This is a genomic window from Leucobacter sp. gxy201, assembly GCF_051043335.1.
In the GTDB taxonomy this organism is placed as follows: Bacteria; Actinomycetota; Actinomycetes; order Actinomycetales; family Microbacteriaceae; genus Leucobacter.
In genome coordinates this window covers 219,891-244,907 of record NZ_JAMXWS010000003.1, presented here as the reverse complement: position 1 = coordinate 244,907, position 25,017 = coordinate 219,891, and the positions used below count along the sequence as shown (strand labels likewise).

General features: G+C 69.5%; 21 protein-coding genes, 1 tRNA gene and 2 riboswitches. Of the genes, 6 read left to right on the top strand and 16 right to left on the bottom strand.

Annotated features, from left to right (window positions below):
• Window positions 1-25: 25 nt before the first annotated feature.
• The 12 genes from lysA to NHL51_RS06180 all read right to left on the bottom strand — a co-directional run bounded on the left by lysA (window position 26) and on the right by NHL51_RS06180 (window position 14,630).
• Window positions 26-1,432 (bottom strand): diaminopimelate decarboxylase, encoded by a 1,407-nt coding sequence (gene lysA, locus NHL51_RS06235; RefSeq protein ID WP_434142494.1) that lies wholly within the window; start codon window positions 1,430-1,432, stop codon window positions 26-28.
• 152 nt (window positions 1,433-1,584) lie between these two features.
• The gene (locus tag NHL51_RS06230; RefSeq protein ID WP_434142493.1) at window positions 1,585-2,343 is read right to left on the bottom strand and encodes an LmeA family phospholipid-binding protein; all 759 of its coding nucleotides are present in this window, start codon (window positions 2,341-2,343) and stop codon (window positions 1,585-1,587) included.
• A gap of 7 nt (window positions 2,344-2,350) precedes the next feature.
• Entirely contained in the window at window positions 2,351-4,021 is a 1,671-nt protein-coding gene (argS, locus tag NHL51_RS06225) for an arginine--tRNA ligase (protein WP_434142492.1), read from the bottom strand.
• Between the two features lie 51 nt (window positions 4,022-4,072).
• Window positions 4,073-4,261 carry a hypothetical protein gene (locus NHL51_RS06220; RefSeq protein ID WP_434142491.1) on the bottom strand — a complete coding sequence of 63 codons (189 nt, stop codon included), beginning with the start codon at window positions 4,259-4,261 and terminating at the stop codon, window positions 4,073-4,075.
• A gap of 142 nt (window positions 4,262-4,403) precedes the next feature.
• A tRNA-Arg gene (locus tag NHL51_RS06215) sits at window positions 4,404-4,476 on the bottom strand.
• Window positions 4,477-4,532: 56 nt separating this feature from the next.
• Window positions 4,533-5,186, bottom strand: a complete 654-nt coding sequence (locus NHL51_RS06210; protein WP_434142490.1) for a dihydrofolate reductase family protein — start codon at window positions 5,184-5,186, stop codon at window positions 4,533-4,535.
• 108 nt (window positions 5,187-5,294) lie between these two features.
• Entirely contained in the window at window positions 5,295-6,707 is a 1,413-nt protein-coding gene (locus tag NHL51_RS06205; protein WP_434142489.1) for an L-serine ammonia-lyase, read from the bottom strand.
• 31 nt (window positions 6,708-6,738) lie between these two features.
• Window positions 6,739-8,061 carry a serine hydroxymethyltransferase gene (gene glyA / locus NHL51_RS06200; protein WP_434142488.1) on the bottom strand — a complete coding sequence of 441 codons (1,323 nt, stop codon included), beginning with the start codon at window positions 8,059-8,061 and terminating at the stop codon, window positions 6,739-6,741.
• A complete protein-coding gene (gene gcvH / locus NHL51_RS06195) occupies window positions 8,058-8,435 on the bottom strand; it encodes a glycine cleavage system protein GcvH (protein WP_434142487.1) in 378 nt (125 codons plus the stop codon). The genes glyA and gcvH overlap by 4 nt, the downstream gene beginning before the upstream one ends.
• 83 nt (window positions 8,436-8,518) lie before the next feature.
• Window positions 8,519-9,631, bottom strand: coding sequence for a glycine cleavage system aminomethyltransferase GcvT (gene gcvT, locus NHL51_RS06190; protein ID WP_434142486.1), 1,113 nt, complete (start codon window positions 9,629-9,631; stop codon window positions 8,519-8,521).
• Window positions 9,632-9,771: 140 nt separating this feature from the next.
• On the bottom strand, window positions 9,772-12,630 hold the full coding sequence (gene gcvP, locus NHL51_RS06185; protein ID WP_434142485.1) for an aminomethyl-transferring glycine dehydrogenase: 2,859 nt from the start codon (window positions 12,628-12,630) through the stop codon (window positions 9,772-9,774).
• Between the two features lie 48 nt (window positions 12,631-12,678).
• Window positions 12,679-12,784: riboswitch (glycine riboswitch) on the bottom strand.
• 1 nt (window position 12,785) lies between these two features.
• A riboswitch (glycine riboswitch) is annotated at window positions 12,786-12,879 on the bottom strand.
• Between the two features lie 194 nt (window positions 12,880-13,073).
• Complete coding sequence (locus tag NHL51_RS06180; protein ID WP_434142484.1) at window positions 13,074-14,630, bottom strand: amino acid permease; 1,557 nt, start codon at window positions 14,628-14,630, stop codon at window positions 13,074-13,076.
• Window positions 14,631-15,003: 373 nt separating this feature from the next.
• On the opposite strand from NHL51_RS06180, the gene NHL51_RS06175 reads away from it, so the two are divergent.
• The 5 genes from NHL51_RS06175 to NHL51_RS06155 all read left to right on the top strand — a co-directional run bounded on the left by NHL51_RS06175 (window position 15,004) and on the right by NHL51_RS06155 (window position 20,210).
• Entirely contained in the window at window positions 15,004-16,374 is a 1,371-nt protein-coding gene (locus NHL51_RS06175; RefSeq protein ID WP_434142483.1) for a glutamine synthetase family protein, read from the top strand.
• Entirely contained in the window at window positions 16,361-17,182 is an 822-nt protein-coding gene (locus NHL51_RS06170) for a gamma-glutamyl-gamma-aminobutyrate hydrolase family protein (RefSeq protein ID WP_434142481.1), read from the top strand. The genes NHL51_RS06175 and NHL51_RS06170 overlap by 14 nt, the downstream gene beginning before the upstream one ends.
• Complete coding sequence (locus NHL51_RS06165) at window positions 17,179-18,534, top strand: aldehyde dehydrogenase family protein (RefSeq protein ID WP_434142480.1); 1,356 nt, start codon at window positions 17,179-17,181, stop codon at window positions 18,532-18,534. The genes NHL51_RS06170 and NHL51_RS06165 overlap by 4 nt, the downstream gene beginning before the upstream one ends.
• 47 nt (window positions 18,535-18,581) lie before the next feature.
• Window positions 18,582-19,373: a 3-oxoacyl-ACP reductase gene (locus NHL51_RS06160; RefSeq protein ID WP_434142479.1), complete on the top strand. Its 792-nt coding sequence runs from the start codon at window positions 18,582-18,584 to the stop codon at window positions 19,371-19,373.
• A 99-nt stretch (window positions 19,374-19,472) separates the two neighbouring features.
• Window positions 19,473-20,210, top strand: coding sequence for a FadR/GntR family transcriptional regulator (locus NHL51_RS06155; protein WP_434142478.1), 738 nt, complete (start codon window positions 19,473-19,475; stop codon window positions 20,208-20,210).
• A gap of 160 nt (window positions 20,211-20,370) precedes the next feature.
• Here the strand turns inward: NHL51_RS06155 and NHL51_RS06150 are convergent, their stop codons facing one another.
• The 3 genes from NHL51_RS06150 to trmB are packed head-to-tail and all read right to left on the bottom strand — an operon-like array spanning window position 20,371 to window position 23,440.
• On the bottom strand, window positions 20,371-21,783 hold the full coding sequence (locus NHL51_RS06150) for an MFS transporter (RefSeq protein WP_434142477.1): 1,413 nt from the start codon (window positions 21,781-21,783) through the stop codon (window positions 20,371-20,373).
• On the bottom strand, window positions 21,780-22,646 hold the full coding sequence (locus tag NHL51_RS06145) for a flavin reductase family protein (RefSeq protein WP_434142476.1): 867 nt from the start codon (window positions 22,644-22,646) through the stop codon (window positions 21,780-21,782). The genes NHL51_RS06150 and NHL51_RS06145 overlap by 4 nt, the downstream gene beginning before the upstream one ends.
• A gap of 47 nt (window positions 22,647-22,693) precedes the next feature.
• Entirely contained in the window at window positions 22,694-23,440 is a 747-nt protein-coding gene (trmB, locus tag NHL51_RS06140; RefSeq protein ID WP_434142475.1) for a tRNA (guanosine(46)-N7)-methyltransferase TrmB, read from the bottom strand.
• A gap of 118 nt (window positions 23,441-23,558) precedes the next feature.
• On the opposite strand from trmB, the gene aroQ reads away from it, so the two are divergent.
• On the top strand, window positions 23,559-23,999 hold the full coding sequence (aroQ, locus tag NHL51_RS06135) for a type II 3-dehydroquinate dehydratase (protein ID WP_434142473.1): 441 nt from the start codon (window positions 23,559-23,561) through the stop codon (window positions 23,997-23,999).
• A gap of 11 nt (window positions 24,000-24,010) precedes the next feature.
• Here the strand turns inward: aroQ and NHL51_RS06130 are convergent, their stop codons facing one another.
• Window positions 24,011-24,874 (bottom strand): CPBP family intramembrane glutamic endopeptidase, encoded by an 864-nt coding sequence (locus NHL51_RS06130; protein ID WP_434142472.1) that lies wholly within the window; start codon window positions 24,872-24,874, stop codon window positions 24,011-24,013.
• Between the last annotated feature and the right edge of the window lie 143 nt (window positions 24,875-25,017).

Below are 25,017 nucleotides of genomic sequence, written 5' to 3'. Positions count from 1 at the left end.
TGAGTGCTGCACCGGCCGGTCGAGGTCAGAAGACGCTCTTGGCCAGCAGTTCTTCTTCGGTCTCGCCGCGAACGATCAGTCGCGACCGGCCGCCCGAGACCGCCACCACCGGCGGCCTGGGCACGTAGTTGTAGTTGCTCGACAGCGACCAGCAGTACGCGCCGGTCACGGCCACCGCGAGCGTGTCGCCCGGCCGCACGTCCGACGGCAGCAGATCGCGCTGCACGACGATGTCGCCCGACTCGCAGTGCTTGCCGACGACGCGCACCAGAGCCGGAGCGGCCGTCGAACGCCGGTTCGCGAGCCGCACCTGGTAGTCGGCGCCGTAGAGCGCGGGGCGCGCGTTATCGCTCATGCCGCCGTCGACGCTCACGTAGAGGCGTTCGGTGTATCCGAGGTCGGCGGGGTCGCCGCCGGCATCGGAGCCGGCGAGCTCGACGGCTTTGGTGGTGCCGACGGTGTAGAGCGTGACGCCCGACTGCCCGATGATGCTGCGGCCGGGTTCGAACGCCAGCTTCGGCATGTCGATGCCGTACTCGGCGACGCTCTCGGCGACGATGTCGGCAAGCTGCCGCGCGACATCCGCGACGTCGGGGGCCTCCTCGGCCTGCGCCGAGGTGTATGCGATGCCGAAGCCGCCGCCGAGGTTCAGCTCGGCGACCGGCCCGCCCGTGATCTCCGCGAGTTCGGCGTAGACGCCGAGCAGGCGCCGTGCCGATTCGCGGAAGCCGTCGGTCGCGAAGATCTGCGAACCGATGTGGCAGTGGAGCCCGACGAAGTCGAGGGCGTCGTGCGAGACGATCGCCCGCACCATCTCGGGCGCCGCGGAGAGCGGCTGGCCGAACTTCTGATCCTCGTGCGATGTGGCGAGGAAGTCGTGCGTGGAGGCGTGCACGCCGCTGTTCACGCGCAGGCGCACGCGCTGGCGCGTCCCGGCCGCGGCGGCCGCGGCGGCGACCCGATCGATCTCGATCGCGCTGTCGATGATGACGGTGCCGACGCCAGCGGCGACCGCGCGCTCGATCTCCGATACGGACTTGTTGTTGCCGTGGAATCCGATGCGGGCGGGGTCGACGCCGGCAGCGAGCGCCACGGCGAGTTCGCCGCCGCTCGCGACGTCGATCGCGAGCCCCTCCTCCGCCATCCAGCGCGCCACCTCGACGCACAGGAACGCCTTGCCGGCGTAGTAGACGGTCGCCTCGGTGCCGATGCGCGCGGCCTCCCCCTGCAGCGCCTCGCGCACCTCGCGCGCCCGCGCCCGGGCGGCGTCCTCATCGACCACGTACAGCGGCGAACCGTACTCGGCGGTGAGGTCGGTGGCGCGCAGGTCGCCGAACTTCAGCTGGCCGCAGCTGCTGCCGCGGCGCGCCGTCGAGGGGAAGACCCGGGCGTCGATCGCGTCGAGAGCTCCTGTGGGGTCGTCTTCGGCCATCGTATGCTCCTGCGGGTCTCGGGTCGGTGTTCGCGCACGCGTCCGCCGCTCATGGCAGCCGATGGCGAGCGGACCCGGATTGGCCCCTGAAGCCGCGCGAACGGGGGCCGGCGCCCCAGGTCGAACCCGACCAGTCTATACGGATCGGGGGCTCATTCCGCTGCGCAGACGCCCATCTCCTGTTCGCCCGGGTCCGAGAGGATGCGCGGCGAGAGATCGGCCGAGACGATCGCCGATCCGGTGCTCGACAGCGTGATATCGGTGAGGGTGAGGCCCTTCGGCAGCTGATCCTTCACGCATACCGTGCGGGGCTGCAGCAGCGGTTCGAGGGCCGAGCCCGTGATCTGCACGAGCTGCTCGGCGCTCAGGTCGAGCCCGGCGGCGCTCAACCCCTCGGGCTGCACCTCGACATCGCCGCCGTCGACGATGGCGAGCCGCAGGGTCGCGCTGAGCGGCACCTGCTGCCCGAAGATCTCCATGGTGCGCCCGACCGTGATGGCGCCGTCTCGCACCGAGCCGGAGTCGGCGACGCCGTTCGTGAGCGTCGCGATCATCGGTCCGAGGCGATCCTGCGAGACGGTCAGCTGCACCGAACCATCGCGTATCTCGCCCGAGAGCGGGTTAAACAGCACGGAGCCGGCTTCGAGCCGCGCGTCGGCCACGAGTCCTTCGATGAGCGGGGCGTCGGGCACCGACACCGTCAGATCGCCGACGCTGCCGCCGAGGGCGTGGAGCAGCGCGGAGCCGCCGAGCGAGACGTCGACGGGGTGGTCCGGGGTGAGCTGCAGCTGCGTGCGCACGGCGGTCGCGATCGTGCTGGGCACGATCAATCGCAGCGCGACCTCGCCGAGGCCGGCGAGCACCGCGACGGCGATGACGACCGCGAGCAGCCGTTTCCCCCACTTCGGCATCGTCGGGCTACAGCCGTTCGGGCGCCGAGACGCCGAGCAGGTCGAGGCCGTTGCGCAGTACCTGGCCCGCCGCATCGTTCAGCCAGAGGCGGGTGCGGTGCAGGTCGGTAACCGGCTCCTCCCCGAGAGGGATCACGCGGCAGTTGTCGTACCAGCGGTGGTACGCGGCCGCGAGTTCTTCGAGGAAGCGCGCGATGCGGTGGGGCTCGCGCAGTTCGGCGGCGCCCGCGACGATACCGGGGTACTGCTGCAGTTTGCCGAGCAGTTCGGTCTCGGTCTCGTGCGTCAGGAGTTCGGGGGCGAACGCGCTGCGGTCGATGCCCGCGGCGGCGGCGTTGCGGTCGACCGCGCAGGTGCGCGCGTGCGCGTACTGCACGTAGAAGACCGGGTTGTCGTTGGTGCGGCTGCGCACCTGCTCGCCGTCGAGCGAGAGCGGCGAGTCGGCCGGGAAGCGGGCCAGCGAGTAGCGCAGAGCATCGCTGCCGAGCCATTCGAGCAGGTCGTCGAGCTCGATGATGTTGCCGGCGCGCTTCGAGAGCTTGGCGCCGTTGAGGTTGACGAGCTGGCCGATGAGCACCGTGATGTCGGTCTCGATGTCATCGCCCGCCGCGCCCGCGATCGCGGTCAGGCGGCCGATGTAGCCGTGGTGGTCGGCGCCGAGCAGGTAGATCTTCTCGCCGAAGCCGCGATCCATCTTCGACAGGTAGTAGGCGGCGTCGGCGGCGAAGTAGGTGTACACGCCGTTGCCGCGGGTGAAGACGCGATCCTTGTCATCGCCGAAATCGGTGGTGCGCACCCAGATCGCGCCGTCGTCCTCGAAGACGTGGCCCTGCTCGCGCAGGCGATCGACGGCCGCCTCGATGGCGCTGGGCTCCCCGTTCTCACCGGCGGCGTGCAGCGTGCGCTCCGAGAAGTAGACGTCGAACCGCACGTTGAAGCGTTCGAGGGAGTCCTTGATCTCGGCGAGCTGCTGCTGGTAGGCGGCCTCCTGCACCACGGCGAGCGCGGCGTCGCGGTCGCGCGCGGCCAGCTCGACGAGCCCCGGGTGCTGAGCGAGCACCGTGCGGCCGAGCTCCTGGATGTACTCCCCCGGGTAGGCGTCCTCGGGGGCGTCTTCGCCGAGCGCCGCGGCGAGCACCGATCGGCCGAACTTGTTCATCTGCGAGCCCGCATCGTTGATGTAGTACTCGTTGGTGACGGTCGCCCCGGCTGCGCGGAGCACCCGTGAGATGGAATCGCCGAGCGCCGCCCAGCGGGTGTGACCCATGTGCAGAGGTCCCGTCGGGTTCGCGCTCACGAACTCCATGTTGATGTTCTGGCCGGCGAGCACGTCGCTGCGGCCGTACGCCTCGCCCTGCTCGACGACGCGGCGGGCGGTCTCGCCGGCGCTCGCAGCGTCGAGCGTGATGTTGATGAAGCCGGGGCCGGCGATCTCGGCACGGGCGATGCCGTCGATCCCGGCGACACGGTCGACGATCTCCTGCGCGAGCTCGCGCGGATTCGTTCCGATGCGCTTCGCGAACTTCATCGCGGCGTTCGAGGCCCAATCACCGTGCTCGCGGTTCTTCGGACGCTCCACCTGCGTATCCTGCTCGGTGACGACGATCTCGGCGCCGCGGGCGGCGATGATGTCGGTGAGGATGCGGGCGAGGGCGGCAGCGAGTTCTTGAGGCGTCACGAAGGTCAATCCTACCCGCCCGCAGAGGCGCCCCGGTGCTCGCGCTGCCGATCAGCCGTAGGGGTTCGCGGTCTTCTTGCCCGATTCGATGTCGCGGATCAGCGCCGGGTCGGTCTGGCCCTTGCGCGGGTCGACATCGTCATCGCTGTGATCCGTCGCGCCGTCCATAACGGGTTCGTCGATCGTCTCTTCGTCACTTCGGTCGGTCTCGGGTTCGCGGTTCTGCTGCTGCTCGGCCATGGCGCCACGGTACCGACGGCGCGATCGCCCCGGCAAGAGCCTTGCGCGCGACGCCGGTCCGCTGCTATAGGAGCGCCCCGCAGGGCCGCATGGAAAAGCCCCTCCCGCCGCATATCCATGCGGCGGGAGGGGCGTGTTGCGGTGCCCCCGGAGGGATTCGAACCCCCGACCCTCAGTACCGGAAACTGATGCTCTATCCCCTGAGCTACGGAGGCGGGCTATTGCAACCCGACCAGCCTAGCGCACTTGCGGGGCGCCTCCCGCCACCCGGTCAGCGGCGCGAGAATACGAGGTGCGTCACGCCGCTCGGAGTGCTCGTCGACTCGACGTCGTAGCCCTGCTCCCAGCCTTCGAGGCCGGCCCAGAGCGAAACGCCCCGGCCCAGCAGAATCGGCACCTGCACGACATGCAGCAGGTCGATGAGCCCGGCGGCCATGAAGGCCCGGACGGTGGTCGGCCCACCGCCGATGCGCACATCGAGCCCGCCGGCGGCCTCGAACGCCTGCGCGAGCACGGCATCGGGCACGGCATCGGTGAAGCGGAACGTCGTCTCGCCGACCTCGATCGGCGGGCGCGTCGCGCGGGTCATCACGAACACGGGCGAGTGGAACGGCGGCTCGTCGCCCCACCAGCCCCGCCAGTCGGGGTCGGCCTGCCAGCCGGGCGGGCCGAACTTGTTCGCCCCCATGATCTCGGCGCCGATGCCCTCGAACGAACGACGCGCGAAGACGTCATCGGGCTCGGCCGACGTATCGACGGGCCGCCGCTCCCGGTCGCCCGAGAGACTCTGGAACGTGGCGGTCGGGAAGAACCACTCCATGAGGCGCACGCCCGCGTGGCCGAACGGCGTCCGGAGGGACTGCCCCTCCCCCGTCGCGAAGCCGTCGAGCGAGACGGCGATGTTGTGTGCCCGTACCAGCGGCATGGCGCGCTCCCCTCAGCGTCTGCTGCCGACGATACACCTTCGTCGCGGTGCTGCCCAGAGCTTCGACGAACGGGTCCGGTGCGGGCCCTTGCAGGGGCCCGCGTACGCTCAGCACTCCACGACGTTGACGGCGAGGCCGCCCATCGAGGTCTCCTTGTACTTGTCGCTCATGTCGCGGCCCGTCTCGCGCATCGTGATGATGACCTCGTCGAGGCTCACGTGATGTCGGCCGTCGCCCATGAGCGCCATCTTCGCCGCGTTCACGGCCTTCGACGCACCGATCGCATTGCGTTCGATGCACGGGATCTGCACCAGGCCGCCGATGGGATCGCAGGTGAGTCCGAGGTTGTGCTCCATCGCGATCTCGGCCGCGTTCTCCACCTGCTCCGGAGTGCCGCCGAGCACCTGAGCGAGGCCGGCCGCGGCCATCGACGACGCCGAACCGACCTCGCCCTGGCAGCCGACTTCGGCGCCCGAGATCGAAGCCTGCTCCTTGTAGAGCACGCCGACGGCGGCGGCGGCGAGCAGGAAGTCGACGATGCGCCGTGCGCGCTCCTCGTCGCTCCAATCGCCTGCGCCGGGCGCGTAATGGGTGGCGTAGAAGAGCACGGCCGGGATGATCCCTGCAGCACCGTTCGTGGGCGCGGTCACCACGCGACCGCCCGAGGCGTTCTCCTCATTGACTGCGAGGGCGACGAGGTTCGTCCATTCCTGCCAGTACTGCGCGTCGCGGTTCGGGTCCTGCTCCGAGAGCCGGCGATGCCATTCGGGGGCCCGCCTGCGCACATTGAGCCCGCCCGGCAGCAGCCCGGTGCGCTCGAGCGCCGAGTTCTTGCAGGCCTCCATGACGTTCCAGATGTGGGCGAGGCCCGCGCGCACTTCGGGCTCGTCTCGGCGCGCCCGCTCGTTCTCGAGCATGATCTCGGCGATCGTGAGGCCGGTGCTCCGGGTATGCGCGAGCAGTTCGGCCGCCGTGGTGAACGGGTAGGGCAGTTCGGAGACGATGGTCTCGAGACGATCCTGCACGTCCTCTTCCGCGCCCTCGCGGATGATGAAGCCGCCGCCCACGGAGAAATAGGTCTGCTCGTCGAGGAGTTCGCCGCCCTCGCCGACCGCGCCCAGGCGCATGCCGTTGGCGTGGCGGGGCAGCACGGTGAGCGGGTGCAGCACCATGTCGGGCACGCCGAATTCGACGAGCACCGGCTCCCGGCCCAGCTGCTCGCCGAGGCGCACGATGCCGCTCTCCTCGATGCGCGCGATCGCGCTGTCGACTTCATCGGGGAGCACGGTCTCGGGGTCGTAGCCCTCGAGACCGAGAAGCACGGCGGTGAAGGTGCCGTGGCCCTTGCCGGTGGCTGCGAGCGAACCGTAGAGGTCCACTCGCAGCCCCCGGACGGCATCCAGCTGCCCCGCGCGCTCGAGATGCGCGGCGAAGAGGTGCGCGGCGCGCATCGGGCCGACGGTGTGAGAACTCGACGGGCCGATGCCGACCTTGAACAGGTCGAAGACGCTGATTGCCATGGGTGTGCCCTTCAGGGATTCCGGTCGTCGCTCAGGAGAGCTGAGCGAGATTCGGGTAGAGGGGGTGCGCCTCGGCGAGGGCCGTGACGCGGTCGCGCAGTGCTGCGAGGGTCGCCTCGTCGGCGCCGCCCTCGGCGGTGCCCGCGATGAGCGCCAGCGCGATCACGTCGGCGACCTCGGCGAACGCCTCGTCGCCGAAGCCGCGGGTCGCGAGCGCCGGCGTGCCGATGCGCAGACCCGAGGTGACCATCGGCGGGCGCGGGTCGAACGGCACCGCGTTGCGGTTCACCGTGATCTCGACCGCGGCCAGCAGATCTTCGGCGACCTGGCCGTCGAGCACCGATTCGCGCAGGTCGACGAGCACGAGGTGCACGTCGGTGCCGCCGGTGAGCACGCTGATGCCGCGCTCGGCGACATCGGCGCGCGTGAGACGCTCGGCGAGGATCGACGCGCCGCGCAGGGTGCGCTGCTGGCGCTCCTTGAACTCCTCGCTCGCGGCGACCTTGAACGCGACCGCCTTGCCGGCGATGACGTGCTCGAGCGGGCCGCCCTGCTGGCCGGGGAAGACGGCCGAGTTGATCTTCTTCGCGATGTCGGCGTCGTTCGACAGGATGATGCCGCCGCGCGGGCCGGCGAGGGTTTTGTGCGTCGTCGACGTGGTCACGTGCGCGTGCGGCACCGGGTTGGGGTGGAGGCCCGCGGCCACGAGACCGGCGAAGTGCGCCATGTCGACCATGAGGTAAGCGCCCACCTCGTCGGCGATCGCGCGGAAGCGCTCGAAGTCGAGCTGCCGCGGGTACGCCGACCAGCCGGCCACGATGAGCTTCGGCTCGTGCTCGCGGGCGAGGCGCTCGACCTCGTCCATGTCGATCGTCAGGGTCTCCTCGTCGACGCTGTACGCGGCGACGTTGTAGAGACGGCCCGAGAAGTTGATCTTCATGCCGTGGGTGAGGTGGCCGCCGTGCGCGAGGTTCAGGCCGAGGATGGTGTCGCCGGGGCGGATCAGCGCGTGCATGACCGCCGCATTCGCCTGCGCGCCCGAGTGGGGCTGCACGTTGGCGAAACCGGCGCCGAAGAGCTCCTTGATGCGGTCGATCGCGAGCTGCTCGATGACGTCGACCTCCTCGCAGCCGCCGTAGTAGCGGCGGCCCGGGTAGCCCTCGGCGTACTTGTTGGTGAGCACCGACCCCTGAACCTGCATCACGCCGACGGCGGTGTGGTTCTCGGAGGCGATCATCTCGAGCCCGCGGCGCTGGCGCGCGAGCTCGGCGTCGATGCGCTGGGCGACCTCGGGGTCGAGGGTGGCGATCGGCTCGTTCAGCGACGGAGCGACGATCTGCTCGAAACGGGTCACAGCTCTGCCCCGTTGTCGGCGGCGTACTGCTCGGCCGAGAGCAGCGGGCCTTCTTCGGAGACGGCGACCTTGATCAGCCAGCCGGCGCCGTAGGTGTCGGAGTTGACGAGGGTGGGGTCGTCGACGACGGCCTCGTTGACCTCGACGACCTCGCCAGTGACGGGGCTGTAGAGGTCGGAGACCGACTTGGTCGACTCGATCTCGCCCATGGTCTCGCCGGCGGTGACGCTCGCGCCGACCTCGGGGAGCTCGACGTAGACGATCTCGCCGAGCGCGTCTGCTGCGACCTCGCTGACGCCGATGACGGCGGGGCTCTCACTGTTGATCCACTCGTGCTCGGCCGAGTAACGCAGACCGGACTGTACCTTGCTCATGATGTGCTTCCTTTTCGGGGAGTGTGGGGGTTGATGTTCGTGATGAATGGGGTGTTCGTGAAGAACCGGGTGTTCGGAATAACCTACTGCGCCCGCTTGTAGAACGGGAGGGCGACGACCTCGAAGGGCTCGGCCTTGCCGCGCAGGTCGACGGCGAGCTCGGTGCCGACCTCGGCGAACTCGGGCTTCACGTAGGCGAGCGCCACCGGGTAGCCGAGGGTCGGGCTGGGCTGGCCGCTCGTGACGGTGCCGACGGTCTCGCCGCCCGCGACGACCGAGTAGCCGCCGCGGCCCGCACGGCGCCCGGCGCCCTTGAGGCCGACGAGCACGCGCTCGGGCTGCGTCTCGCGCAGCGCCTCGAGGGCGTCGCGACCGACGAAGCGCTCCTCCTTCTTGAAGGAGACGACCGGGCCGAGGCCCGCCTCGAAGGGGTTCACGTCGAGGCTCAGCTCGTTGCCGTAGAGCGGCATGCCGGCTTCGAGGCGCAGCGAGTCGCGCGAGGCGAGACCTGCAGGGATCAGCCCGGAGGGCTCCCCCGCCGCGAGCAGCGCGCTCCACAGCTCGGCGGCCTGCCCGTTCGGCACGTACAGCTCGAAGCCGTCCTCGCCGGTGTAGCCGGTGCGTGCGAGCAGCACCGTGATGCCGGCCGCAGTGACCTCGGCGGCCGAGTAGTACTTCATGTCCTCGACGATCGCGTGCTGCTCGGCGGGCACGATGCGGTGCAGGATCTCGACGGACCGGGGGCCCTGCACGGCGACGAGGCCGGTCTCGCCCGACTCGTCGGTGACCGTGACGTCGAAGCCGGCGGCGCGCTCGGCGAAGAGCCCTGCGACGACGGGGGCGTTGCCGGCGTTCGGCACGACGAGGTACTCGTTCTCGCCGAGGCGGTAGCTGATGAGGTCGTCGACGATGCCGCCCGCCTCGTTCAGGATGAGCGAGTACTTGGCGCGGCCGACGGCGATGACGCCGAGGTTGCCCGCGAGGGCGGTGTTGAGGAAGGCGGCGGCGTCGGGGCCCTGCACGCGGATCTCGCCCATGTGCGACAGATCGAACAGGCCGGCGGCCTCGCGTACGGCGCGGTGCTCGGCGAGTTCCGAACCGTACTTCAGCGGCATGTCCCAGCCGCCGAAGTCGGTGAACGAGGCGCCGAGCTTCTCGTGCTCGGCGTGCAGGGCGGTGTGCTTCGTGTCAGTCATCATTGTCCTTCAGGTGCTGGGTGGGCCCGTGCGCCGGGCCGGTGGGAGGTGCCGGGAGTCTCTGCGCCCGCTGGGCGCCCGCCCCTGGTCCGGCGGACCGGGGGCGGGCCTGGGGCCGCCGAACGGATCGGCGGCGGAACTCAGTCGGCGGGCGTCTCGAACGCCTCGGGCGCCGGGCACGAGCAGACGAGGTTGCGGTCGCCGAAGGCGCCGTCGATGCGGTCCACGGGCGGGAAGTACTTGTCGCTGCGCAGGCGCGCGACCGGGAAGACGGCCTGCTCGCGCGAGTAGGAGCGATCCCACTCGCCCGCGATGACGGTCTCCGCCGAGTGCGGTGCGAGGCGCAGCGGCGACTCGGCGAGTTCGCGCGCTCCCGTGATGACCTCTTCGATTTCGGCGCGGATGGTGATCATCGCCTCGATGAAGCGCTCGATCTCGCCGAGGTCCTCCGACTCCGTCGGCTCGACCATCAGCGTTCCCGCGACCGGGAAAGCGAGGGTCGGCGCGTGGAAGCCGTAGTCGATGAGGCGCTTCGCGACGTCTTCGGCGGTGACGCCCGACCGGGCGGTGAGCTCGCGCAGGTCGAGGATGCACTCGTGGGCGACGAGGCCCTCGTTGCCGCGGAAGAGCACCGGGAAGTACTCGTCGAGGCGCGCGGCGATGTAGTTCGCGCCGAGCAGCGCGGTCTTCGTCGCCCGGGTGAGGCCATCGGCGCCCATCATCGCGATGTAGGCGTACGAAATTGGGAGCACGCCGGCCGAGCCGAAGAGCGTCGCCACGACGGGGATGCCCTGGCTGACCGAGTAGGTGCCGGTCGGGTCGTTCGGCAGGTACGGGAGCAGGTGCTCCGCGACGCCGATCGGGCCGATGCCGGGGCCGCCGCCGCCGTGCGGGATGGCGAAGGTCTTGTGCAGGTTCAGGTGCGAGACGTCGCCGCCGAACTTGCCCGGCTGGGCGAGGCCGACGAGGGCGTTCATGTTCGCGCCGTCGATGTAGACCTGGCCGCCGGCCTCGTGGACGAGGTCGCAGACCTCGCGCACATCGGCGTCGTAGAGGCCGTAGGTCGACGGGTAGGTGATCATGATGGCGGCGAGCACCTCGCGGTTCGCCTCGACCTTCGCGCGCAGGTCGTCCATGTCGATGGTGCCGGCCTCGGTGTTCTTGACCACGACGACCTTCATGCCCGCGAGCACGGCCGATGCGGCGTTGGTGCCGTGCGCCGATGCCGGGATGAGGCAGACGTCGCGCTGCTCCTGACCGTTCGCGCGGTGGTAGAGGCTGATCGCGTTGAGGCCCGCGTACTCGCCCTGGGCGCCCGAGTTCGGCTGCATCGAGACGCCCGCATAGCCGGTGATCTCGACGAGACGGCCCTCGAGGTCGGCGATGAGCTCGCGCCAGCCGCGGCTCTGCTCCTCGGGCACGTAGGGGTGGATGCCTGCGAACTCGGGCCATGAGATGGACTCCATCTCGGCGGTCGAGTTGAGCTTCATGGTGCACGAGCCGAGCGGGATCATGGTGCGGTCGAGCGCGAGGTCGCGATCGGCGAGGCGGCGCAGGTAGCGCAGCATCTGGGTCTCGGATCGCATCGAGTTGAAGATCGGGTGCGTGAGGTAGTCGCTCGTGCGCACCGATGCGGCGTCGAATCCGTAGTCGCCTGCGGCGACGGCCTCGGCGGGCTCGGCGCCGAATGCGGCGGCGACCGCGGCGACGTGCGCTGCCGTCGTGGTCTCGTCGGTCGAGACGCCGACGGTGTTCTCGTCGATGCGGCGCAGGTTGATGCCCGTGTCCGAGGCGGCGGCGATGATCTCGTCGGCGCGGCCCGGAACAGTGGCGACCACGGTGTCGAAGAACGCGGTGGAGGCGAGCTCGATGCCGACGGCGCGGAGCGAGGCGGCGATGGTGCGGGCGTGCGCGTGGGTGCGTTCGGCGATGGCCTTGAGACCCGCGGGGCCGTGGTACACGGCGTACATCGATGCGGTGATGGCGAGCAGCGCCTGCGCGGTGCAGATGTTGCTGGTGGCCTTCTCGCGGCGGATGTGCTGCTCGCGGGTCTGCAGCGCGAGGCGGTACGCCTGGCGGCCGTTCGCATCCTTCGAGACGCCGACCAGGCGGCCCGGGAGCGAGCGCTCGAGGCCCGCGCGGATCGACAGGAACGCGGCGTGCGGCCCGCCGAAGAAGAGGGGCACGCCGAAGCGCTGGGTGTTGCCGACGGCGACGTCGGCGCCCTGCTCGCCGGGCGAGGTGATGAGAGTCAGCGCGAGGAGGTCGGCGATGACGGTGGCCATCGCGCCGCGCTCCTTCGCCTGGGCGATGAGCGCCGACTGGTCGACGATCGAGCCGTCGCTCGCGGGCTGCTGCACGACGATGCCGAAGATGTCGCCCTCGGGCAGGCCCTGCGAGAGGTCGGCGACCTCGACCTCGAAGTCGAGCGCCGAGGCGCGGCCCTGGATCACGGCGAGGGTCTGGGGGAAGACGTTCGCGTCGACGACGGCCTTCGCGGTCGGCTTCGCCTTGCTCGCGCGGCGCATGAGCAGCACGGCCTCGGCGGCGGCCGAGGATTCGTCGAGCATGGAGGCGTTGGCGACCTCGAGGCCGGTGAGGTCCGAGACCATGGTCTGGAAGTTGAGGAGCGCCTCGAGGCGGCCCTGCGAGATCTCGGGCTGGTACGGCGTGTAGGCGGTGTACCAGGCGGGGCTCTCGAGCACGTTGCGGCGGATCACCGGCGGCGTGTGCGTGTCGTAGAAGCCCTGACCGATCATCTGGGTCTTGAGGGTGTTCTTGCCCGCGAACTCGCGGAGGTCGGCGAGGATCTCCTCTTCGCTGCGCGCGGCGGGGAGGTCGAGGGGCTCGCCCTTGCGAATCACGGACGGGACCGCGGTGTCGACGAGCGCGTCGATGCTGTCGTAGCCGGTGCGCGCGAGCATGGCTGCGATGTCGGCCGGTGTGGTCACGCCGATGTGGCGATCCGAGAAGTTGCGTACTTCAGGGCTGATGCTCAAGAGGATCTCCGTCGTATGGCCCGCTGAGGGCGCGAATGAGTATGGGATCCTCCCCGCTCTGTTATGGGACCTGAGAGATTCGGGAGCGGAGGCGTGCGCCGTGCTCCGTTGCACCTTCGGTAAACGACAGGGATCGTCGTTTTTTCCAGAGTTGCCATGCTGCAGCGGTACGGGGGCCTGAGAGATTCCCGGGGAGGGATATTGCTCCTACGGCGCCGGGTCTCACCCGGACTCTCCCGCTGCGGCTTGATAGCCGATATTCAGAAGTCTGCTCATAGTAACACCATCCCGGCGTTCCCTCGCAACCGCTTTCTCGGCCGCGCGCGGCATGCGAAAGCGGGCTGCGCCGCTCCCCCGGCGATGCCGGAAGGAGCGGGCGCAGCCCGCCTATTTATTGGCCTCGGGTCACCAAGTCGAACGATCGGTGATCCCTGCCGAGAACGCTACTTCGCTTCGGGTTCGTCGACGCCGTCCAGCGCGAGGAGCTCCTCCTCGACGGCGCCGCCGTAGCCCTCCTTCTGCGGGTCGCCGTGCAGGCCGCCCGAGACCGCGTACTCCTCCTCGGGCGAGAGGATGAGGCGGTGGCGCGTGTAGACGCCGAAGATGACGAGGCCGATCACGTAGACGATCACGATCGCGACGATCGCAGGGCGGAACGACTCATTCAGCAGGAAGCCGAGGAAGATGAGCGCGGAAATGAACGCCGCGGCGTACGCGCCGAACTTGCCCCACGGGCTCTTGTACGGGCGGTTCGCGTTCGGGTACTTCTTGCGCAGGATGATGAAGGAGAGCATCTGCATGAAGTACGCGAGCACCGCGCCCCACACGGCGATGTTCAGCACGACGGCGCCGCCGACGCCGCCTTCGCCACCGGTGATCTCGACCACGATGAGCGCGGTGAGGCCGATGAGCGCACCCGCGATGAGCGCGACCCAGGGGGTCTGGCGCTTGCCGGTGAGCGAGAGGAACCGCGGGTAGTAGCCCGCGCGCGAGAGCGAGTACAGGTTGCGGCCGTACGCGAACATGATGCCCTGCAGCGAGGCGAGCAGGCCGAACAGGGCGAACAGAGCGAGCAGACCTGCGACCCAGGCGAGGTCGTCGCCGAGGATGGCGCGGAAGCCGTCGAGCAGCGGCTCGCCGGCGGCACCGGTCTTCGAAGCCCCGAGCACCGCGGTGTTGAGGAACAGCACGACGAGGCCGGTGGCGATCAGCGTGCCGCGCGCCCAGAGGCCCGCGCGGGGGATGTCGCGCACCGGGTTGTGCGACTCCTCGGCCGCGAGCGGGAGCTCCTCGATACCGAGGAAGAGCCACATCGCGAATGGCAGCGCGAAGAGGATGGGAAGCACGCCGTGGGGCAGGAACGCCGACTGACCGGGGTCGGGGACGATGTCGAAGAGGCTGCTCCAGTTGACCGCGCCGCTCACGAACGCCATGACGCCGAACAGCGCGATGACGCCGATCGAGACGAACGATACGATGACGGCGAACTTCAGGGAGATCGAGGTGCCCGCGGTATTGAGGCCCACGAAGATCGTGTAGAGGATGATCCACCACAGCCAGGTCGGCAGCGTGAAGCCCATGAGGCCCTCGGTGACGCCGTTGGCGTAGTTGGCCGAGAAGAACACGATCACGGCGGTCGTCGCGACGTACTCGATCGACTCGGCGAGGCCCGTGACGAAGCCGCCCCAGGGGCCCATCGCCGCGCGGCCGAAGGAGTAGGCGCCGCCCGTGTGCGGCATCGCCGCGGCCATCTCGCCGATCGCGAAGACCAGACCGTAGTACATCACGACCAGAATGGCGAAGGCGATGAGCATGCCGCCGAAGCCGGCGGCCTCGATGCCGAAGTTCCAGCCCGAGAAGTTGCCCGAGATGACGGCGCCGACGGCGAGCCCCCAGAGGCCCCAGATGCCGGCCGAGCGCTTCAGGCTCCGCTTCTCGAAGTAGCCCGTATCAGCCGTGGTGTAGGTCACACCTGAGACTTTCAGCGTGTCTTTTGTCATTGCTTCCTCTGTATTTCACTTCACTGTGACGGCACCCCGGCCGGTACTGCATTGCACTGGAGCCGAGGGTGTCTGCGGTTGCAACTCGAAACTATAGTGTCTATTGGTCTACTAATCCACCTTTAGCCAATTTTCGCTCGACCCCTGCGGTGCGGACCCGCCTCAGTGCAATGGATTCCCAGCGATCCAATGAGGATTCCGGGAACAGGTCTCCCCTCACCGGAAGTTTTCATGCTTTAATGGTCGACGAGCAGACCATAAACCCGGCACGCTTTCCGGTTCGCCCGGCGAGCAGCTCCCCGAAAGCCCGAGCTCGGCTCCAGATCAGGCGCACAATCGGGCACTCAACGAAGAGACATTTGAAGGAGATTCCATGAATCCCGTGAGCGGAAATCTGAACCCGCAGGAACTGCGCGAGGCCGTCGCGTCGGGCGAGATCGATACGGTGATCGTCGCATTCACCGATATGCAGGGCCGTCTCGTCGGCAAGCGCATCTCCGCGAGGCTCTTCCTCGAGGACACGATGAACGGCCACGCCGAGTGCTGCAACTACCTCCTCGCGGTCGACGTCGATCTCAACACCGTCGACGGCTACGCCCTCACCAGTTGGGAGAGCGGCTACGGCGACATGGCGATGGTCCCCGACCTCGGCACCCTCCGCCGCACCCCGTGGATCCCCGGTACGGCGCTCGTCATGGCCGACCTCGTCAGCGCCAACGGGCACGAGCCGATCCCTGTCGCTCCCCGTTCGGTGCTGCAGCGCCAGATCGACCGCCTCGCCGAGCGCGACCTCCACACCAACGTCGCCACCGAGCTCGAGTTCATCGTCTTCGACGACGACTACCGCACCGCGTGGAAGAAGCGCTACAACGACCTCGCCACCTCGAGCGACTACAACATCGACTACGCCCTGCACGCATCGACCCGCATGGAGCCGCTGCTGCGCGACATCCGCAACTCGATGGACGGCGCGGGCATGTACAACGAGGGCGTCAAGGGCGAGTGCAACCTCGGCCAGCAGGAGATCGCCTTCCGCTACGCCCACGCCCTCGCCACCTGCGACAACCACTCCATCTACAAGAGCGGGTCGAAGGAGATCGCCGACACCCACGGCAAGTCGATCACCTTCATGGCGAAGTTCAACGAGCGCGAGGGATCGAGCTGCCACATCCACGCGAGTCTGCGCGACGGCGCCGGCAACCCGGTGTTCGCCGACGAATCGGCCGAGAACGGCATGTCCGACACCTTCCGCCACTTCATCGCCGGCCAGCTCAAGCTGATGCGCGAGTTCACGCTGCTCTACGCGCCGAACATCAACTCGTACAAGCGCTTCGTCGACGGCAGCTTCGCCCCGACCGCCATCGCATGGGGCTTCGACAACCGCAGCTGCGCGCTGCGCGTCGTCGGCCGAGGAGGCAGCATGCGCGTCGAGAACCGCGTGCCCGGTGCCGACGTCAACCAGTACCTCGCCGTGTCGGGCCTGCTCGCCTCGGGCCTCTACGGCATCGAGCACGAGCTCGAGCTCGAGGATGCGCTGACCGGCAACGCCTACACGAGCGACGTCGACCGAGTACCGACGACGCTTCGCGAGGCAGCCGATCTCTTCGACCGGTCGACGATCGCGCGCGAGATCTTCGGCGACGAGGTCGTCGACCACTACGTCCACGCGGCCCGCGTCGAGGTCCAGGCCTTCGACGCCGCCATCACCGATTGGGAGAGGATCCGCGGCTTTGAGCGTCTCTGAGTCGACCGACGCCGAGTCGATCGGCGCCGGCTCGCCCGCGCCGATCATCGGCATCACCAGCTATCTCGAACAGGCCCAGACCGGGGTGTGGGATGTCAAGGCGTCCTTCCTGCCCCAGGTCTACATGAACGCGGTCACCGACGTCGGCGGCACCGTACTCGTGCTGCCGCCCCAACCGATCACCGCCGATGCCGCGCGCGCCATCGTCGGCACCCTCGACGGGCTCATCCTGTCGGGCGGCGCCGATGTCGACCCCGCGCGCTACGGCGAGACCCCGCACGACCGCACCGGGGCGCCGCGCGTCGACCGCGACGAGTTCGAGGCCGCGCTCATCGAAGCCGCGATCGAGGCCGAGCTGCCCCTGCTCGGCATCTGCCGCGGCGCCCAGATGCTGAACGTCGAGATGGGCGGCACTCTGCTGCAGCACCTTCCTGACGTCGTCGGCGACGACCGCTACCAGATCGGCGCCGGCGTCTTCAACGAGGTCGAGGTCGAGGTCGACGCGGGCACCCGCATCGCCGAGATCTACGGCGACGACCGCACCGCCGGCGCGCACCTCTACCACCATCAGGCCATCGGCGAGGTCGGCGACGGCCTCACCGTGACGAGCCGCACCGAAGACGGCATCATCGAGTCGATCGAGCTCACCTCGATCCCCTTCGGAGTCGCCGTCCAGTGGCACCCCGAAGAGAACGTCGAAGACCGCCGCCTGTTCCAGGGCCTCGTCGATGCCGCGCGCGAATACCGCGCCACCAGCACTTCCCGCACCGCCCGAGCATCGGGCGCAGTCCGCAAGGAGAACGCATGAGCTACACCGTCATCAACCCGGCGAACGAATCCGTCGTCGCCGAGGTCGAGCACCTCGACATCGAGGGCACCGATCGCGCCATCGCCGCGGCCGTCGCCGCGCAGCGGGAATGGGCCAGGGTCGCCCCGGCCGACCGCGCGAAGGCGCTGCGCCGCTTCGCCGCCTCGGTCGACGCCGACATCGAGCACCTCGCCTCGCTCGAGACGACGAACTCGGGCCACCCGATCTCGCAATCGCGCTGGGAGGCCGGCCACGTGCGCGACGTGCTCGAGTACTACTCGGCATCGCCCGAGCGCCTCATCGGCCAGCAGATCCCCGTCGCCGGCGGCATGGACGTCACCTTCCACGAACCGCTGGGCGTCGTCGGCGTCATCACCCCGTGGAACTTCCCGATGACGATCGCGGCCTGGGGCTTCGCCCCCGCCCTCGCGGCCGGCAACGCGGTCGTGCTGAAGCCCGCCGAATGGACCCCGCTCACGAGCCTCCGTCTCGGCGAGCTCGCGCTCGAGGCCGGGCTCCCCGAGGGCCTCTTCCAGGTGCTCGCGGGCCGCGGCTCGGTCGTCGGCGAACGCTTCGTCACCAACCCCTCGGTGCGCAAGCTCGTCTTCACCGGCTCGACCGCGGTCGGCAAGCGCATCATGTCGGGCGCGGCCGAGCAGGTCAAGCGCGTCACCCTCGAACTCGGCGGCAAGAGCGCGAACATCGTGTTCGACGACGCAGACATCGAGAAGGCGGCGGCCACCGCCCCCTACTCGGTCTTCGACAATGCCGGGCAGGATTGCTGCGCACGCAGCCGCCTGCTCGTGCAGCGCAGCGCCTACGACCGCTTCATGGAACACTTCGAACAGGCGGTCAAGGGCGTCAAGGTGGGCGATCCCTCGCTCGAAGACACCGAGGTCGGCCCGCTCGTCACCCTCGCGCACCGCGACAGCGTCGCCTCGTTCATCACCGATGACGTGAAGGTCGCCTTCCGCGGTTCGGCCCCCGAGGGCCCGGGCGCCTGGTTCGCGCCGACCGTCGTCGAGGGTAGCCACGGCGACCGCCTGTCGACCGAGGAGATCTTCGGCCCGGTCGTCTCGGTCATCCCTTTCGATGACGAGGCCGATGCGCTGCGCATCGCCAACGACACCGAGTACGGCCTCAGCGGCTCGATCTGGACGAACGACCTCGCCCGCGGCATCCGCATGGCGCGCGGCGTCGAGGGCGGCAACCTCTCGGTCAACTCGCACTCCTCGGTGCGCTACTCGACCCCCTTCGGCGGCTTCAAGCAGTCGGGGCTCGGCCGCGAGCTCGGCCCCGATGCCGCCGAGCACTTCACCGAGACGAAGAACGTCTTCTTCGCCTCCGAATAACCACTTCCCCTCTTCTCCAGAACCACCTCACACTCAAGGAAACGACTATGAGCGATATCACCCCCATCGACCTCACCCAGCGGCTTGCCGGCAAGGTCGCCGTCATCACCGGCGGCGCGAGCGGCATCGGCCTGGCCACCGCGAAGCGCATGCGCGCCGAGGGCGCCCAGATCGTCATCGGCGACATGAACCCCGAGTCGGGCGAGGCCGCGGCCGCCGAGGTCGACGGCCTCTTCGTGCAGGTCAACGTCACCGACGAGGATCAGGTCAACAATCTCTTCGACACGGCCGCCCGCGAGTACGGTTCGGTCGACATCGCCTTCAACAACGCCGGCATCTCGCCCGACGACGACGACTCGATCGAGACTACCGAGCTGCCCGCGTGGCAGAAGGTGCAGGACGTCAACCTCAAGAGCGTGTACCTGTGCTCGCGCGCCGCGCTGCGCCACATGACGCAGCAGGGGTCGGGCTCGATCATCAACACCGCTTCGTTCGTCGCAGTGATGGGCTCCGCCACCTCGCAGATCTCGTACACCGCGTCGAAGGGCGGCGTGCTGGCCATGACCCGCGAGCTCGGCGTGCAGTTCGCCCGCCAGGGCATCCGCGTGAACGCGCTCTGCCCCGGGCCGGTGAACACCCCGCTGCTGCAGGAGCTGTTCGCGAAGGATCCGGAGCGCGCCGCACGCCGTCTCGTGCACGTGCCGGTCGGCCGTTTCGCGAAGCCCGAGGAGCTCGCGGCCTCGGTCGCGTTCCTCGCGAGCGATGACGCCTCGTTCATCACCGCGTCGACGTTCCTCGTCGACGGCGGCCTGTCGAGCGCGTACACGACGCCGCTCTGAGCCGAGCCGTCCGGTCGCGAACAGGCGCCCGGATAGACTCGTACTCACGGGGTTCGCAGGTCTCCCTGCGAACCCCGTGCTCGTTTCAAGGAGGAACCGATGGAGCGCACGGGCGATGAAGCCGAACTGCTCATCAGGGCGGTGCGGCCCACCAATGCGTACGAGGAGTCGATGCAGCGCCTGCTGCAGTCGATCAGGCTCGGAGTGATCCCACCCGGGCAGCGGCTGCCGGCCGAGCGCGACCTCGCCGGAATGCTCAAGGTCAGCCGCGACACGGTGCGCGAAGCGCTCTCGACGCTGGCCGATGCGGGGTACGTGATCTCGCGCAGGGGCCGGTACGGGGGCACCTTCGTCGTCGACGAGCTGCCGCACGGGCCGCTGACCGGCACCGCAGCGGTCGTCACCGCCGAAGAGGTGGAAGACGTGTCGGTGCTGCGCCGCGTGCTCGAGATCGGGGCGGCCCGCGAGGCGGCCGCCCGCGATCTCACCTCGGTCGAGCGTTCCTCGCTGACGCAGGCGCTCGAGGCCTGCACGTCGTGCCCGCCCGACGACCACCGCCGGCTCGACTCGCGCCTGCACCTGCTCATCGCCGAGCTCTCGGGGTCGCCGAGCCTCGTGCCGCTCGCCGCGAACATCCGCACCCGCGTCAACGCGCTGCTCGAGGCCATCCCGGTGCTCGAACCCAACATCGTGCACTCGACCGAGCAGCACACGGCGATCGTGACGGCGATTCTGGCGGGGCGCCCCGAGGCCGCCGCAGAGGCGATGGCCGAGCACATCGAGGGGTCTGCGGCGCTCTTGCGCGGCTTCCTCTCGGACACCGTCGACGACGACTGACTGATGCGATCCGGCGGGCGTGCGTTCGTTCGGATCCTGGAGCTCGCTCGGACCGATTCTGGCGAAAAACGTCCGAACGAGCTCGCAGCTCCGAGTGGGCTCACGGGGCAGGGCAAGCCCCAAGCCGGCAGACCAACGCCGCGCCGCGCCGCCAGGGATCCTAGCGGTCGTCGAGCGGCCGCCCCTTGTGCTCGACGAGCCCCCACGCCGCCCCGGCCGCGACCACGAAGAACACCGCGAACACGGTGAAGGTGAGGCCCGCACCGCCCGCGACGAGCATCGCGGGCACCGCGAGCGGCGCGATGATCGACGCGATGCGGCCGACGCCGGCCGCCCAGCCCGAACCCGTGCCCCGCAACGACGTCGGGTACAGCTCGGGCGTCACGGCGTAGAGCGCGCCCCAGGCGCCCAGGTTGAAGAACGACAGCGCCATGCCCGAGGCGATGATCGCCGGCGCCGTGTGCACCGTGCCGAACACGATCGCCGAGGCCGCCGAACCGATGAGGAACACGGACAGAGTGAGCCGGCGGCCCCACACCTCGATCAGCCAGGCGGCGACCGCGTAGCCGGGCAGCTGGGCGAGCGTGATGAGCAGGGTGAACCCGAACGAGCGCACCAGGCTGAAGCCGGCGTCGACGAGGATGCTCGGGATCCAGATGAATGCGCCGTAGTAGGCGAAGTTCACGCAGAACCAGGTCAGCCAGATCGACACGGTGCGAGTGCGGAACTCCGGCGCCCAGAGCGCCGCGATGCGGTTGCCCGGCCGGGCCCGCTGCGGCGCGGCAGGCACGGCAGTCTCGGCCGCGGCCGCGGAGGCGCTCGCCGATGCAGCCGAGGCATCGGCCGCCTCCGGGTCGGCCGTGCCGCTCAGGGCCGCGATCCCTGCAGAACGTTCGAAATCGGCGACCACGGCCTCGGCTTCGGCCGTGCGCCCACGGCTCGCGAGCCAGCGCGCCGACTCGGGCAGGCCCCAGCGCACGATGAGCGCGTAGACCGCGGGAATCGCGCCGAGGGCGAAAGCCCAGCGCCAACCCGCGGCGCTGTTCGGCACGACGAAGTAGCCGATGAGCGCCGCGGCGGTCCAGCCGACGGCCCAGAAGGCTTCGAGGATGACGATGAGGCGGCCGCGGATGCGGGCGGGCGCCAGCTCGCTGACGTAGGTCGAGGCGACCGGCAGTTCGGCGCCGAGACCGAGCCCCACGAAGAAGCGCAGCACGAGCAGCATGCCGATGCCGCCGACGAGCGCGCTCGCGCCCGTGGCGATGCCGTAGACGAGCAGCGTCAGCGCGAACACCTGGCGGCGGCCGATGCGGTCGGCGAGCAACCCGCCGAAGCTCGCACCGATCGCCATGCCGACGAAGCCGATCGACGCGATGAGCCCGCTCTCGCCCTTCGTGATGCCCCAGTGCTCGACGAGCGCCGCGATGATGAACGAGATGAGCCCGACATCCATGGCGTCGAGCGCCCAGCCGATGCCCGAGCCGGTGAGCACCTTGCCGTGCTTGCGCGTGAACGGGAGCCCATCGAGCCGCTCCGCGATCGAGTTCTGCCGCTGCGACGTCGTTGAGGTCATGAGTTCATCGTAGAGGTCGGAGCGCCAGGCCGCACAGTCGCCGAGGCTCCCGGCTCGGCGGAGGCCGTCGGCGCGGCGGCCGCCTGCTGCACCTGCGCCCAGCGCACCTCCCGGGGGTCGTCGAGCCTCACCTGCTCGATGACCTCTCCGCCGTCGCAGCGCATCAGGTCCACGACCGCCGACTCGTCGTCCGCAGATACGACGCGCCAGGTGCCGCCGGCGAGATCCCAGCGGTCGACCGCGGCGGGCAGCTGCGCGATGGGGCTCTTGCGCGTCCACCCGACCTCGGCGCCGCGATCGTAGAAGTGCCGATAGGCGTAGATGAGCGGATGCCAGGCCTCGGGGTCGATATGATCCGTGCCGTCGACGGCCACCTCGCTCGCCGCATGCACGCGCACGACCTCGGCCTCGACGATGCCGAAGGCCCCGTCGAGACTCGGCGTGATGCGCCGCACCTCGGCCTCGAGCTGGATCGGCGCCTCCTCCACCCGCGGCGGGGCCACGAGGTCGGACGGCGCCGGGGTCAGCCCCGCCCGCTCGAACTTGCGTGGCTCGAAGACGTAGCCCGCACGCTTCTCGTCGGGCACCGGATCCCTGCCGGTCACGCCCGCGAGCCGTTCGACGTGCTGCCACTGCCCGGCCGACGGGAAGTTCACCGTCAGCTGCGGGTGCCGGCGCGCATTGTCGAGCGACTGCCCGCCCTCCTCGAGCCCGAGCACGATGGTGCGGCCGAGCGCGAAATGGCTCGATGCCGGCGCCAGATTCGGGGTGCCGTCGGGGTTCAGCGTTGCGACGAGGTATGCGGGCGTGCCCAGATAGAGCACGCTCGGGTCGATGACGCGGTGCGTGGCATGGTCGGTCATACCACCCAAAGTACTCCTCCGGCGAGGAGCGCCGCCGGATTATGACATCAGATGCGGCGGTAGGCGAGATCGCGGATCTCGCGGCCCTTCTCCGCGCCCTTGCGCTCGAACGCGGTCAGCACGCGGCCGTCGAAGCGCTCGGCCCACTCCCCCGCGAACTCCCGCTCGAACCCTTCGGCCTCGTCGAGCACCCGGCGCATCTGCTCGGCGTAGTCCTCCCAGTCAGTCGCCAGGCGCAGCACGCCCCCGGGGCGCAGGGCACCGCGTACGATGCGCGTGAAGTCGTCGTTCACGAGGCGGCGCTTGATGTGTCGCGTCTTCTTCCACGGGTCCGGGAAGAACACCCACAGCTCGTCGATCGATCCGGCGGGCAGATACTTCTCGAGCAGCTCGGGGGCGTTCACCTCGGCCAGGCGCAGGTTGTCGATCTCCGCGCTCTCGGCGCGCAGCATGGTACGGGCGAGACCTGCGCGGAACACCTCGACGGCGAGGAAGTTCGTGCCGGGATGCTGCTCGGCGGCGTGGAGAATGGCGTGGCCCTGCCCCGAACCGATCTCGACGACGAGCGGAGCCTCCCGGCCGAAGATCTCGGCCGGGTCGCCGTGCGCGCCGTCGGCGACGCTCGTCGCGGCCGGCCCGTGTTCGATGTCGAGCACGTAGTGGGGGCGCAGGTGCTCCCACGCGTACTCCTGCGAGGCCGTCATGCGACCGCCGCGGCGTACGAACGAGACGGGCTTGTCCCGAAAGGTGGTGGGGTCGAAGCTCTTGCGCGAGGGGGAGGTCTGCTCGGTCACCCGTCTACGGTAACCGATGCGGCGCGAAAACCCCGACTCGCCCCGCGCACCGCCTCCGGGCACGAATGGCCGGCAACGCTACGATGAGTGGACGGCTATCCATCGGAGGAGAACGATCATGACCGGGAAGATCCTACTGGTGAACGGGCCCAACCTGAATCTCTTGGGCACTCGCGAACCCGAGATCTACGGGAACGAGACGCTCGCCGACGTCGAGGCGCTCGTCGAGCGGGTCGCCGGCGATTTCGGGCTCGGCGTGCACGCGGTGCAGTCGAACCACGAGGGCGTGCTCATCGACGCCATCCATGCGGCGCGCGGCACCTGCAATGCCATCATCATCAACCCGGGAGCCCTCACGCATACCTCGATCGCGCTGCGCGACGCGCTCTCCGGGGTCGCACTGCCCGTCGCCGAGGTGCACATCTCGAACGTGCATGCACGCGAGGAGTTCCGACACCACTCGTACATCTCGGGCATCGCCTCCTGCGCGATCGTCGGCTGCGGCCTGCAGGGCTACGAGTTCGCGGTACGCCGTCTCGCCGCGCTCATCGCGGGATAACCGCCCGCCGGCTACGGCGCGGTCGGGAAGATGTCGAAGAGCTCGGGGTGGTGCGCGTGCACCAGCACTGCGAACACGACCGCGTCGAAGAGCAGATGCACTGCCACGACGTACGACAGAGACCGCGTGCGCAGGAAGATGAATCCCTGCACCAGCGCGAACGGGATGGTGAGCAGCGGCCCCCAGGCCCGATAGCCGAGCTCCCAGAGGAACGACACGAAGACTACGGCTTGCAGCGCGTTCGCGGTCCAGGCCGGGAAGTGCCGCAGCAGCACGGCGAACACGGTGCAGATGAAGAAGAGCTCGTCCCAGATGCCGACGGCACCGACCCCGACGAACAGACGCGCGACGAGGTCGGGCGTCTCGACGACCGGCCAGTTCCGATACACGCCCGAGCCGATGAAGTACCACGGCAGGATCAGCCAGCCGAGCACGAGCACGGCCGCGAGCCACCCCCAGTGCAGCCAGCCCCAGCGCGGATTCGGCCGCCCGTCGTGGCCGGTGCGCCACGGAAAACGGATGGCGCGATCCCTGTAGATCGCTCGGGAGACGAGATAGGGCACGAGCACGGCCCCGCCGAGCGCGAGCGTGAAGCGCCCCATCGCCCAGTCGTCGAGCTCCGCCGCGAGCGGGATGCTGCGCACGATGGCCAGCCCGACCGCGATGAGTGACAGGTCCCGCAGCAGCGACGGTTCGGCACGCGCAGGCGCATCGCCCGCCAGGGATCGCCGCCGCTCCGCCCACCAGGCCATGGCGAGGCCGGCGAGGAGCAGCGCGACCCCCGCGAGCGTCCACCCGAACACGAAGAACGCGGGGGCCGAGAGCACGACGAGCCCCGCCGCGAGCAGCGGTCGGGGCTCGATGTGCGAGGTCACACCTCTATGCTGCCATCCAGTACGTCGCTAGCGCTCCGTGCGCACTGGGCTGCCGCCGTGTGCGGCACCGCAGCCTGGCGAAACGCTGACGCTGTTCTCCGGCGACGCTGTGGCGTCGCGCGGCGTAGCAAGAATCGCTGGTC